Source organism: Brachybacterium sp. ACRRE, from assembly GCF_022346485.1.
In the GTDB taxonomy this organism is placed as follows: Bacteria; Actinomycetota; Actinomycetes; order Actinomycetales; family Dermabacteraceae; genus Brachybacterium; species Brachybacterium halotolerans.
On sequence record NZ_JAKRMO010000032.1, the window covers coordinates 1 to 11,990 of the forward strand.

Annotated in this window: 10 protein-coding genes; 6 read left to right on the plus strand and 4 right to left on the minus strand. The window is 75.6% G+C overall.

The annotated features are described in order from the left end of the window. Positions 1-45 precede the first annotated feature (45 nt). Positions 46-750, minus strand: coding sequence for a TIGR03089 family protein (locus MHY49_RS10610; RefSeq protein ID WP_239203952.1), 705 nt, complete (start codon positions 748-750; stop codon positions 46-48). Beyond that, positions 747-1,889 (minus strand): coenzyme F420-0:L-glutamate ligase, encoded by a 1,143-nt coding sequence (locus tag MHY49_RS10615; protein ID WP_239203953.1) that lies wholly within the window; start codon positions 1,887-1,889, stop codon positions 747-749. Before MHY49_RS10615 ends, MHY49_RS10610 begins: the two co-directional genes overlap by 4 nt. A 164-nt stretch (positions 1,890-2,053) precedes the next feature. Here MHY49_RS10615 and MHY49_RS10620 point away from each other — a divergent pair, with 164 nt between their 5' ends. From MHY49_RS10620 to MHY49_RS10630, 3 genes are read left to right on the plus strand one after another with little or no spacing between them, the layout of a single operon-like run. Next, a complete protein-coding gene (locus MHY49_RS10620) occupies positions 2,054-2,353 on the plus strand; it encodes a WhiB family transcriptional regulator (RefSeq protein WP_152354387.1) in 300 nt (99 codons plus the stop codon). 28 nt (positions 2,354-2,381) lie between these two features. After that, entirely contained in the window at positions 2,382-5,804 is a 3,423-nt protein-coding gene (locus MHY49_RS10625; protein ID WP_239203954.1) for a hypothetical protein, read from the plus strand. After that, the gene (locus tag MHY49_RS10630; RefSeq protein WP_239203955.1) at positions 5,801-7,384 is read left to right on the plus strand and encodes a DUF5719 family protein; all 1,584 of its coding nucleotides are present in this window, start codon (positions 5,801-5,803) and stop codon (positions 7,382-7,384) included. The genes MHY49_RS10625 and MHY49_RS10630 overlap by 4 nt, the downstream gene beginning before the upstream one ends. A gap of 6 nt (positions 7,385-7,390) precedes the next feature. Here MHY49_RS10630 and MHY49_RS10635 read toward each other — a convergent pair whose 3' ends face one another. Then, on the minus strand, positions 7,391-7,855 hold the full coding sequence (locus MHY49_RS10635) for a metallopeptidase family protein (protein ID WP_228357931.1): 465 nt from the start codon (positions 7,853-7,855) through the stop codon (positions 7,391-7,393). A gap of 68 nt (positions 7,856-7,923) precedes the next feature. On the opposite strand from MHY49_RS10635, the gene MHY49_RS10640 reads away from it, so the two are divergent. Then, positions 7,924-8,292, plus strand: coding sequence for a DUF3499 family protein (locus MHY49_RS10640; RefSeq protein WP_228357932.1), 369 nt, complete (start codon positions 7,924-7,926; stop codon positions 8,290-8,292). Beyond that, positions 8,285-9,943 carry a phosphomannomutase/phosphoglucomutase gene (locus tag MHY49_RS10645; protein WP_239203956.1) on the plus strand — a complete coding sequence of 553 codons (1,659 nt, stop codon included), beginning with the start codon at positions 8,285-8,287 and terminating at the stop codon, positions 9,941-9,943. Before MHY49_RS10640 ends, MHY49_RS10645 begins: the two co-directional genes overlap by 8 nt. A gap of 34 nt (positions 9,944-9,977) precedes the next feature. On the opposite strand, the gene MHY49_RS10650 is transcribed toward MHY49_RS10645, so the two are convergent. Beyond that, positions 9,978-10,832: an RDD family protein gene (locus tag MHY49_RS10650; protein WP_239203957.1), complete on the minus strand. Its 855-nt coding sequence runs from the start codon at positions 10,830-10,832 to the stop codon at positions 9,978-9,980. Positions 10,833-10,948: 116 nt separating this feature from the next. On the opposite strand from MHY49_RS10650, the gene MHY49_RS10655 reads away from it, so the two are divergent. After that, entirely contained in the window at positions 10,949-11,944 is a 996-nt protein-coding gene (locus MHY49_RS10655) for a stage II sporulation protein M (RefSeq protein WP_239203958.1), read from the plus strand. Positions 11,945-11,990: the final 46 nt, after the last annotated feature.

An 11,990-nucleotide genomic window follows, 5' to 3' on the forward strand; every position in this document is an offset into this window, starting at 1 on the left:
GGGGGGAACGGCGGGCCCCGACGGCGACGGAGGGGGCGGAGGCGACTACGCCTCGCGCGCGTCCTCCTGCTGCGCCTGGTGCGGCGTGACCGACTCCGCCGGGCCGACGATCCCGCGGCCGTCGAGCAGTGCCGCGAGCAGGGCGGACGGGTCGGCGAGGCCGTCGGCCGCGACCAGGAGACGGGATCCCGGGGCCTCGATGAGGGAGGCCGGCGGCGGCGAGGGCTCGGGTCCCGCCCAGGGTCCGAGCGGCACCGAGAGGTGATCCGGGTGCGCACGGACCTCCTGGGCCCAGTCGTGGACGAGCGGCGGCAGCTCGCCGTCGAAGCTCAGCGAGAGGGAGCGTGCGTCCAGGGCGAGGACCTCGTCGGCGTCGTCGGCGCGCGCCGCGGAGCCGGGTCGGTCCGTGACCAGGACGCGCACCTCGTCGTCGGCGGGAAGCGCCGGATCGGCGCCCGCGCCGTCGCCGATCGCGACGTGTGCGCCCAGACCCCAGGCGGCGAGGGCGAGCACGAGCCGCTTCCAGTGCGGCGGGAGGTCGAGCAGCACGAGGTCGTCGCGCTCGAGCATGACCTCGGCGTCGAGGTGGCCCACGGTCTTGATCACCCAGTTCGCCAGCACGTGTCCCGAGAGCTCGATCCGACTCTGCTCCCCGTACCAGACCAGGGCGGGCCGCGGGCCGAGCGCCTCGAGGGAGGAGAGCAGCGCCTGGAGGGAGGGGAGCGGGAGAGGGGACGAGGCGGAGGTCATGGCTCCATCCTCGCGCGGGGGCCCTCGATGCGCACGTCGACGGGAAGGTCGCGGGCGATGGACTCGGCCCCGATCGCGGTGCGCAGGCGCTCCGCGAACTCGCCGGCGGCCGCCCAGGACGCTCCCCGGTCGTCGTGCGGGCGCACCACCAGCGCGAGCCGGCCCATCGGCCCGGGTCCCTCGTCCTCGAGGATCGGCGCGGGGAAGGGCGCGGTGGGCGTGGAGGGGGACGGAGCGGGAGCCGTCCGTGCAGGAGTGCGCGCGATCTCGATCGCCCGGTGCAGGCGCAGAGCGTCGGACTCCGGGTCCATCGCCGCGACCGGCTCGTCCTCGGCCGCGATGCCGAGGGCCTGCCAGACGGACTCGAGGCTCGGGCGGCGGAACCAGTCGTCCTCCCCGGTGCGGCTGAGGGCGCGCGCGGGGACGGCGTCGGCCGGATCGACGACGACGCCTCCGAGGCCGCGGACGACGACCGCCGGCACACCGCTGGCCTTGCCCTTGACGAGGTCCGCCGCCGCGGAGATCTCGTCGGCCAGCGCGCGCACGGTGACGTGGAGGGGACGGCCGTCGGCATCGGTGCTCCCGCGCAGGTCCTCGAGCGCGCGCAGCCCCGCCGCGCCGAGCGCGATGTCGCCGACGCCCACCCGCCAGATGCGCGAGGAGGTGTCCGAGAGGACCACACCGAGGCGCCTGCCCGTGGCGCGCACGAGCGCCGCGCGCAGCTCCTCCGCCTCGGTGTCCGGGTCCCCGGGCAGGAGCAGGAGGCCGCCGGGGGAGTTCGAGCCGTCGATGCCGGCGGCGGCCATCACCGGACCCGCCGGGACCTCGACGATCGAGGTGGTGGTGCGCACATGGCGTCGGCGGGCGACGAGGCGCACGGTCTGCTCCGTGATCGCCTCCTGCTTGCCCTCCGCGGGGATGACAAGACCCCTGGTCTTCGAGATGATCTTGGTGGACACGCACAGCACGTCGTCGTCGGAGAGGGCGACCCCGGAGGCCTCGAGCGCGCCGAGCAGGAGCGCGGCGACGTCGTCACCCGCACGGACCTCGCCGAGTCCGACCACCGGCAGCACCCGGAGACCGGACGAAGCGGACGGCTGGGCGGGCCCCACGGGCTCGGCGGGAGGGGTCGTGGTCATCGCATCTCCTGGTCGCGGGCGTGCACCGGCTTGACGGGGCCGAGTTACACGGGTGTATTTTAGGCTGTATCCCGGCGGCTCCCCCCGCCTCGTCCCGAACCCCGTCGGTCGCCATGGAGCGGCCTCACGACGTGAAGCGTCCCCCTGAGGAAGGAACTGTGCCGATGGAACGCACGCGCGACGAGGATGATGCGCAGTCGGAGGAATTCTCCCTCCTGCAGCTGGTGGCCGACGGCGAAGAGGCCGAGGTCTCGTGGCAGGAGCGCGCACTGTGCGCTCAGACGGACCCCGAGGCCTTCTTCCCCGAGAAGGGCGGGTCCACGCGCGAGGCGAAGAAGGTGTGCGTCTCCTGCGAGGTGCGCGCCGAGTGCCTCGAGTACGCCCTCGAGAACGACGAGCGCTTCGGCATCTGGGGCGGTCTCTCCGAGCGCGAGCGCCGCAAGCTCAAGCGCCGCGCCGTCTGACCGGCCCCGCGAACCCGGCCCGCCGCCTGTGACCTCGCGCGACGTCACCGCCGTCCTCCTGCTCGGCGGACGCGACGACCCCGAATCCCTCTCGACCGCCCTCGCCGCTCTCTCCGCCCAGGAGAGGGCGGCCGATCGCGTCGCGGTGATCGCCCGCGGGCAGCTCGGCGAGGAGCGCGAGGCACAGGTCGCCGCGCTCGCCGACGAGGGAGCGATCGACGAGGTGCTGCGGATCCCCGCCGGCGCGGGACTCGCGAGCGCGGTCCGGGAGATCATGACGTCCCTGTCCAGCGGCGTGCTCACCAACGTCCAGCAGCGGGACGTCTCCGAGGCCGCCCCGCGCGCGGGCGGTCACATGCGCCCCATCGACCGCGATGCGCACGAGCGCGGACTCGTGCGCAAGGCCGAGGAGACCGCGCAGATCCCGACCCGCCTGCGCGAGGGCGGCGCGGCGATCGCCGCTCCCTCGGCGGGCAGGCGCCGCGCCTCCGCCGACTCCGAGAGCTGGTTCTGGCTGCTCACCGAGGACGCGCTGCCCGGTCGCGCCTCCCTGCGCGCCCTCGTGGACGCCGCCGAGGCCTCGCCCACGGCCGCCCTCATCGGCTCCAAGCGCCTGCGCCCCGCGGCGTCCGGCGAGGACGACGACGCCACGGACGAGACCCCGGGCGAGAGCACCTCTCGCCCGACGGCCGACGACGCCGACGTGCTCGTGGACGTGGGCCTCACGCTCACCCACAGCGGCCGGATCGTCACCGGCGTCGAGCCCGGCGAGATCGACCAGGGGCAGTCCGACTGGCGCCACGACGTGCTCGGCGTCGCCCTTCCCGGCCTGCTCGTGCGCGAGAGCACCCTCGCCCGGCTCGGCGGCACCGACCCCGCGCTCGGCTCGCCCTTCGCCGAGATCGACCTCGGCCAGAGGGTCTGGCGCGGCGGGGAGCGCGTCGAGGTCGCTCCCGACGCGCGCGTGCTGACCCCGCATCGCGAGGCTCCCGCCCCCGCCCTGCTGCGCGAGCACCGTCGCGGGCAGATGCTCCTGCTGCTCAAGCACCGCCCGCTGCTGGGCGTCGTCCTCACCCTTCTGCTGAGCATGCCGCTCGGGACCCTGGCGCGGATGCTCGGGCAGGTCGCCGCCCAGTCGCCCCGCTTCGCCCTCGCCGAGCTCCGCGGGACCCTTGCCGCCTACCGGCGCGCTCCCGGCGTCATCGCCCGCGGTGCGCGGGCCTCCCGCAGGGCGCTCGTGCCCCGGCGGCGGCTCGCGCCCCTGTACCTCCCGCGCACCGAGGCGCTGCGCCGCCGCCTCGAGGCGATCTGGACGCGCCTGTTCGCGGACGACGAGCGCGCCCGCCGCATCCGCCGCACCACGTGGGGGATCGCCGGCACCACCCACGGCTCCGACGACGCGGACTTCGGCCGGCACGGCGTGTGGACGATCATCCTCGCGGCGCTCGCGCTGGTCGCCGGGATCGTGGGCGCGCGTCCGCTGCTCGCGCGCGGCCACCTCGCGGGCCCGCAGCTGCAGACCCTCGCGGACGACTGGCGGGAGCGCACGCAGATCGCCTGGTCGAGCTGGGTCCCGGGCGGCGACGGGGGACTGGGCGCGCGCGGCCCGGGCGACGCCCTCCTGCGCCTGATCGCCCCGCTCCCTCTGCCCGAGAGCGCGCTCGGCGTGCTGCTCGTCCTCGCGGTGCCGCTGGCCGCGATGGGCGCCTGGTGGGCCGCCGGCGCCCTCACCCGCGCCGTCGGCGCCCGCCTCGCCCTGGCCGTGGCCTGGGCCGTCGGCCCGCCCCTCCTCGCCTCCCTGGGATCCGGCGCCTGGCCGCTCGTGCTCGTCCACCTGCTGCTGCCCCTGCTCGCCCTCGCGGTGGGCCGCGCCATCGGGCTGGTCCACAAGGTCTCCCAGGCCAGCGTCTCCGCGGCCGCCGCCGCGGGGCTCGTGCTGCTCGTGATCGGCGCCGTGCAGCCCGTGCTCGTGATCCTCGTCGGCCTCGCCCTCGCCCTGCTCGCGCCCTTCGTGCCGGGCAGGCGGCGGCGCCTCATCTGGGTGCTGGTGCCCTCGCTCGCCCTGCAGCTGCCCTACCTCGGCGTCTTCATCGCCCACCCGTCCGCGCTGCTGCACGTCGCCGGCGTCCCCGCCTCCGCCGAGGCCCCCTCGGGGCTCGAGCTGCTCGCCCTGTGGCCCGCGCCCGCACCCTCCTGGACGGCGCTCGAGGGGCTTCTCGGCGCGCCCGCGGCAGGCGCGCTGCCCGTGCTGCTGATGGCTCCGGTGCTGCTGGGCGCGCTGCTCGCCCCCTTCCAGCGGGCCGACGCGGGCCGCGCGGGGCGGCTCGCGATCGTGCTCGCCGCTCTCGCCATGGCGACGGCCCTGCTGGCCCGCGCCGTGCCCACCGAGGTCGGTGACGAGAAGCTGCTGAGCGCACCGATCGGCGGCGTGCTCAGCCTCGCCCTGCTCGCCCTCCTCGTGGGCTGCGCGGCGACCTGCGACGCCCTGGCGCGCCGCAGCGGCCGCGAATCCGGCGCGCGCCGCGCGGCGACCGTCGCGATCGCCGGTCTCGTCGCCGCCTGCTGCCTCGTCGCCACGATCGGATGGACCCTCAGCCTGCCCGACGCGCTGCAGGTGCACCGCACGCAGAGCGACGAGGTGCCGCAGGCCGCGAGCGACCTCGGGACCTCCGAGGCGCGCGGACGCGTCCTCGTGCTCTCCCAGGGCGACGACGAATCGGTCGACGCCCACCTCGTCGTGGACGGCGGGCCCACCGCCCAGCAGGGCTCCGGCACCATCGCCGCGCGCACCCTCGCCGCGGCGGGCTCGGGCGCCGCCGTCGACCAGGATCCCGCCTCGACCGCGCTGCGCGAGGCCACCGGCGAGCTGCTCACGGCCGACGCCGCGAGCGATCCCGTGCGCCTGCGCACCCTCGGCGTCGGCTACGTCGTCGTGCCCGGGTCCTCGCAGGACGCGCCGGCCCTCACGGATGCCCTCGACTCCTCCCCGCAGCTCGAGAAGGTCACCGAGGGCAGCAGCGGCGGCATGTGGCGCGTCGTCGATGCGGGAGCCCGCGTCGTGATCCGCCCGGCGGGGGAGAACCCGTCGGCCGACGACGAGACCACCCTCGCGAGCGGCGTGATCGACGCCGAGGGCGAGGTGGCCGCAGCCCAGGGCGAGCGCACCGTGGTGCTCTCGGAGCGCCGCGAGAGCGGCTGGGAGGCCACGCTCGACGGCGAGGCGCTCGCGCCCGTCACCGTCGACGGCTGGGCCCAGGGCTTCACCGTCCCCGCCGGCGCCTCGGGGCACCTCGAGATCCACCGCCAGGACCCCTGGCGCCCGGTGCTCGCGATCGTGCTGGCGCTGACCGTGCTGATCACCGCCGTGGTCGCCGTGCCCTGGCGGGCCGGCCCCGGCCGCCGTCGGGGCGAGGAGCCCTGGCAGGAGAGCCAGGAGAGTGGTGCCCTGTGACCCGATCGATGCGGCCCGCGCTGGCCCTCGCGAGTGTGGTGCCGATCCTGGTGCTCGGCGCCGGAGCGCTCGTCGGCCCCCTGGCCGGCGGGTCCCCGGACCGCTCGGTCGAGCGCGCCGAGACCACGGCCTCGCCGAGCGCCGCCGCGCTCGTCTGCCCCGGGCCCGTCCAGGTCCCGAAGGAGCTGCAGGGGAGCACGGGGGACAAGAAGCTCTCCTCGAGCGGGCCGAACGGTCGCGTGGGCGTGCGCAGCCTGGGCCTGGATGCGGACTCCTCGCTGCTCTTCGGCCGCGTCGCCGCCTCCAGCACGAGGCAGGACGCGGACGGCAACCCGCTCGCGCCGTCGATCACCGCCGCCGACGCCGCGGGCGAGGACCTCGGCATCGACACCGCGACGGGCGACGTGGGCGCGAGCGCCCAGACCATCTCCTCGATCTCGAACGGGCCGCAGGTCACGGTGCGCGGATCGCAGGATCAGCAGGTCGTCGCGGACGCCGTGCAGACCACGACGACCGACGCGGGCGACTTCCGCTCCCTCAGCGCGACCCGCTGCACCGGCGCCTCCACCCAGGCGAGCTTCCTCGGCGCCTCCACCGCGAGCGGCGCGAGCGCCTCCCTGCTGCTGCGCAGCACCACCGACCGGCCCGCGACCGCCTCCATCCAGGTCTGGACGGCCGACGGCCCCGCCGACATGGGCGGCCGCTCCCAGGTCGTGGTGGCCCCGGGCAAGGAGGAGCGCGTGCTGCTCGAGTCGATCGTCCCCGACCAGGACGTGATCGGTGTGAGCGTGAGCACCGTCGGCGCGCCGCTGGCGATGTCCCTCCAGGACACCGAGCGCGACGGGCTCACCCCGCTGGGAGGCGAGATCCTCTCCGACCTCCCGGAGGCCTCCCGCAGCTCCGTGATCCCCGGCGTGCGCATCGGCAAGGGCACGAAGGCCCAGGTGGTGCTGATGAACGAGTCCGGCGCGGACGCGCACGTGCAGCTCGCCGCCCAGGACGCCAAGGGCGCGGCGGACGTGCCCGGGCTGGGCGACGAGGTCACCGTGCCCGCGGGATCGGTCACCACGGTGCCCGTCGAGGGCGTCGACGGGGACCTCGCGATCACCGCTGACTCCGACCAGAAGGTGAGCGCCGTGGTCCGCTCGCACGTCCAGTCCGAGAAGAAGCTCGGCAAGACGATCGGGAAGCCCTCGGACCTCGCCGTCGCCCAGCCCGCACCCGCGCTGCGCGACTCCGGGGTGGTCGCCCTCCCGACCGACGGCGCCCACGGCGCCCTCTCCCTGGCCGCGACCGACGACACCCACGTCACCGTCATCCCCGTCGGGGCCGACGGCGGCGCGGGGAAGAGCGTCGAGCTCGACCTCGCCGGCGACAGCGCGACCGACGTCCCCGCGGGAGACCTCACGGGCACGAAGGGCGGCATCGCGGGGCTCGTCGTGGTCCCCGACGATCCCGATGCGGTCCACGCCGCCTGGATCCAGACCGAGGCGAACGCGAAGGCCGGGCCCCTGCTGACCTCGGTCCCCGTCATCCCCGCCGCGACCGGCGGCTCGGGGACGACGGTGCGACTGGACTGAGGGGCTTCAGTCCTCGCCCCAGGCCTCGGGGTCCACGTCCTCGGGGTCCAGGTGCAGCAGGGAGGCGATCTGGTCGGCCAGGACCTGCCGGACCAGCAGCTCGAGATCGCCGGGCAGGGAGCAGCGGGTCTGGATCGGCCGACGGAACAGCACCACGCGCGGCGGGTGGTCGCGGTCCGCGGGGAACGCCCGGCCGAGCGCGACGGCGCTCTCCTCCCACGGCGCGGGATCCGTCAGCGGGACCTCCTCGACCGCGACCTCGAGATGCTCGAGGCGCCGCGGGTATCGCTCCACGAGCGCGCGGGCCGCGTCGAGCACGGTGTCCTCGAAGAGCTCGCGGCGGGAGAGATGACCGGGCAGGTGGGGCGGCAGCAGATCCCCGCGCAGTCCGCGTCCGTGCCGGTCACGGCGCCGTCCGCGCGAGCGGCCCACCGGGCCCGAGGCGCCGCCGAGAACTCGCTGACCCGTCATGCATCGCACTCTAACGCGCTCGTGTCGCGGGCCGCGGCCCGGCTCGCCCACTGCGTACACTCGAGGGCGTGCCTCATCGCGACTGCTCGAAGACCGGCTGCACCCGCCCCGCCGTCAGCTCCCTGACCTTCGTGTACGAGGACTCGACGCTCGTGGTGGGACCGCTCGCCCGCACCGCCGACCCCCACGCCTACGACCTCTGCGAGGAGCACGCGTCGCGGATGACGCCGCCGCGCGGCTGGACCATGCTGCGGGTCGCGGGCAGCGCCGACGCCGTCGACGACCTCGTCGCACTCGCCGCCGCGCTCGACGCGCACGAGACGGAGGACGCCGCCGGCGCCCCGCCCGTCGACCGCGACGCCGCCCGCGCGAACGGCCGCCCCGAGCCGCGTCCCGCCGAGCGCCACCTGCACGTGGTGAGGTCGAGCGATGACTGATCACGATCTGCGCCCGATCGTCCTGGCCAACGACGTGCGCGGCGTCGCCGGGACGACCCTGGACGAGGACGTCGTGCGCGCCTTCGGCGCCGCGTTCGCCGACAGCCTCGAGGCCAAGGACCTGATCCTCGGCCACGACATGCGGCTGAGCTCCCCGCAGCTCGCCCGCGCCTTCGCCGAGGGCGCGGTGCGCCGCGGAGCCACGGTCGGCCTCGCCGGGCTGAGCGCGACCGACCAGCTGTACTGCGCCTCCGGCCTCTACCGGGCGGCGGGCGCCATGATCACCGCCTCCCACAACCCCGGGCAGGACAACGGCATCAAGCTGTGCCTGCCCGGCGCGCGCCCCATCAGCCGCTACACCGGCCTCGACGACCTCCGTGTGCGCGCCGAGGAGCTGCTCGACGCCGGGGAGATCCCCGAGATCCCCGGCGGCCGTCTGCAGGAGCTCGACACCCTCGAGGACTACGTCGCGACCGTGCTGGAGCTCGCCCCCGTGCCGGGGACGCGGGCGCTCAGGGTGGTCGTCGACGCCGGCAACGGGATGGCGGGGCTGACGATGCCCGCCGTGGCCGCCCACCTGCCCGGCGTCGAGATGATCGGTCTGCACCTCGAGCTCGACGGCTCGTTCCCGCACCATCCCGCCGATCCGACGGATCCCGCGAACCTCGCCGATCTGGCCGCGCGCGTGCGCGAGGAGGACGCAGACCTGGGGCTCGCCTTCGACGGCGACGCGGACCGCTGCACCGTGGTCGACGAGACCGGCGCCCCGGTGCCGCCCTCCGCCGTGACCGCGCTGATCGCCGCACGGGAGATCGCCCGGGCGCGCACCCGGGGCGAGGAGTCCCCGACGGTGGTCGCGAACGTCGTCTCCTCCCGGCACGTCGCCGAGACCGTCGAGGCCGCGGGCGGGCGCTTCCTGGTGACTCCCGTCGGGCACTCGCTCATCAAGGCGATCATGGAGCGCGAGGACGCCGTGTTCGGCGGCGAGCACTCCGCCCACTACTACTTCCGCGAGTTCTTCCGCGCCGACTCCGGCATGCTCGCGGCCCTGCACGTGCTCGCGGCGCTCGCGGAGAGCGGATCGAGCATGTCCGCGCTGGTCGCAGGGCACACGCCCTATGCCGCGAGCGGGGAGATCAATCGCCGTCCCGCATCCGCCGCCGCGATGCGCGAGGCGGTCCGTGCGGCCTTCGCCCCGCGCGAGGGCGTCGAGATCGACGAGCTCGACGGGCTGACCGTGCGGCACTGGGGCGCGGAGGGGGAGCGGTGGTGGTTCTCCCTGCGCTCCTCCAACACCCAGCAGGCGCTGCGGCTGAACGTCGAGGCGGCCGACGAGGCGACCATGCGCGCCGTGCGCGACGAGGTGCTCGCGATGATCGACGAGGGCACGGGCGACGACACGGTGCGCGACGACTCGGCGCACGAGGACGAGAGCGGGGGCGGGGACGCGATGAGCAGCGAGGCCGGATTCGACGGGCCGGCGTGGCTGCGCCGGGTCCTGCGCTGCCCCCAGTGCGGGGCGGAGCTCTCCGACGCCGTCTCGCAGCGTGGTGCGGAGGACGGCACGGCCGACGTGCTGCGCTGCACCGAGCAGGGGCACGAGTACCGCATCCGCGGCGGCATCCCCGTGCTCATCGCCGGGCGCGACTGACCGCTGCGCGCCCCTCCCTGCAGCGCGGCGAACGCTACTGCGCGAAGGGCACCGCACGCACATCGGCCGCGAGCTCGCGCTCGCGCTCCGCGGCGGCGCGCAGCTTCTCCTCGTCGCGTCGGGAGCGCTCGGCGAGCACGGCCCGCAGGAACATCTCGGGGTCGGTCCCGGGCGGCGGCGCGGGCGTCACCGAGGGCACGGTGCGCTGGAGCAGGTCGCGGGCGATCTCGCGGCGCGAATCCGGATTCAGCGCGTGCGCGCGGGGCAGGAACGAGCGCACGTCCTGCAGCAGCGGCAGCGGCAGGCGGCCCACGTCGGCCCCCGCCGCCCAGGCGCTGAGCTCCTCGGGCATCCGCTCGCGCACCGGACGCGGGGCGCGCATGCGCTCCTGGATCACCATGGTGCCGGCGAGCATGTCGCCGAGCCGCCGCGAGCGCCGGTCGACGAGCGCCGTGACCAGGGCGATCGCACCCGTCGTCGACCAGATCTCGAGCATCGCCATGAGGGCCCGCAGCAGGCTCTGGCGCGCATGCACCGGGCCCCCGTCCTCGCGCACCACGCGGGTGCCCGTCGCCAGACGGCCCAGGCTGCGCCCGCCCATCAGCAGCTCGGTGAGCACCGGGTAGCCGAGGAAGGCGAGCACGCTCGCGAGGACCAGGGCGGCCTGCACGAAGCCGGAGTCCAGCCCCGTGCGGGAGGCGAGCGCGACGACGCCCACCGTCGACCCGATGCTCAGGGCGAGCATGACGGCGCCGTCGATCAGATAGGACAGCAGACGGGTCGCGAAGGAGGCGGGGCGCAGGTCCAGGTGGACGGCCTCGCCGGTGACGATCGCATCGCGCGAGGCGCTCGGGGCGCTCCCGCTCGTCGGACCCGCTGCCGTGGACATGCGTCCAGTCTCCCATCGGCGCGCGCGAGCGGCCTCACCCGGTGGTCGACGAGCGCACCGCGGCGCCTCGACTTTCGTCGCACGTGCGCTCCGCGCGCCTCGCCTACGCTGGCGAGGTGGACACCGACGCCTTCATCGCCGTGCACCGCGAGGACTGGGACCGCCTCGCGGTGCTCACCCGCACCCGCGATCTGGACGCCGCGGGCATCGACGAGCTGATCGCGCTGTACCGGCGCACCGCGACCCACCTGTCCACGGTGCGCTCGACGAACCCCGATCCGGTGCTCACCGCGCGCCTGTCCGTGCTGCTGCAGCGCGCGCGGCTGCGGATCACCGGGGCGCGGGTCCCTCTGTGGCGGCGCGTGCGCGACCTGCTCTGGGAGGACCTGCCCGCGGCCCTGCACGAGGCCCGCTGGTGGGTCGCCGGATGCGCCGCGCTGCTGCTTCTGACCGCGCTGGTGTCCGGTCTGTGGTTCGGCCTGGACCCGTCGGCCCGCTCCGCCGTGCTCACCGAGGCCGAGCAGCGCCGGCTCGCCCAGCACGACTTCGTCGGCTACTACTTCCAGGGCGAGGCCAGCGGCTTCGCGGCGAGCGTGTGGACGAACAACGCCTGGATCGCCCTGCAGTCGGTCGTGCTGGGCGTGACCGGCGTCTGGCCGGCGTGGATGCTGCTGAACAACGGGCTGAACATCGGGCTCTCGGGCGGGGTCCTCGCCGCGCACGGCCACCTGGGCACGCTGCTGGTGTACCTGCTGCCGCACGGGCTGCTCGAGCTCACGGCGATCTGCGTGGGCGCCGGCGCCGGTCTGCGCCTGTTCTGGGCATGGGTGCACCCCGGGCCGCTGCCGCGCACGTGGGCGCTCGCCCGCGCGGCCCGCGCGATGATCACCGTGGGCGTGGGGCTCGTGGCCGTGCTGCTGGTCTCCGGGCTGATCGAGGCCTTCGTGACGCCCAGCTCCCTCCCCGCCGCCGTGCGCATCGGCATCGGCGTGCTCGCCTGGGCCGCGTTCCTCGCGGTGATGATCGTCCGCGGGCGCCGGGTCGCCCGCGCCGGGATCACCGGCGACCTCCCCGAGGAGGTCGTGGGGGATCAGGTGGCCGTCGCCGCCTGAGCGGCGCTGGCGACCGGCGACGGGCGAACGGCGAACGGCGAACGGC

Bases quoted from the DNA above. Each gene is read 5' to 3' on its own strand.
- MHY49_RS10615 (WP_239203953.1), bottom strand. From the start codon at position 1,889: ATGACCACGACCCCTCCCGCCGAGCCCGTGGGGCCCGCCCAGCCGTCC.
- MHY49_RS10620 (WP_152354387.1), top strand. From the start codon at position 2,054: ATGGAACGCACGCGCGACGAGGATGATGCGCAGTCGGAGGAATTCTCC.
- MHY49_RS10610 (WP_239203952.1), bottom strand. From the start codon at position 750: ATGACCTCCGCCTCGTCCCCTCTCCCGCTCCCCTCCCTCCAGGCGCTG.
- MHY49_RS10645 (WP_239203956.1), top strand. From the start codon at position 8,285: ATGACTGATCACGATCTGCGCCCGATCGTCCTGGCCAACGACGTGCGC.
- MHY49_RS10635 (WP_228357931.1), bottom strand. From the start codon at position 7,855: ATGACGGGTCAGCGAGTTCTCGGCGGCGCCTCGGGCCCGGTGGGCCGC.
- MHY49_RS10650 (WP_239203957.1), bottom strand. From the start codon at position 10,832: ATGTCCACGGCAGCGGGTCCGACGAGCGGGAGCGCCCCGAGCGCCTCG.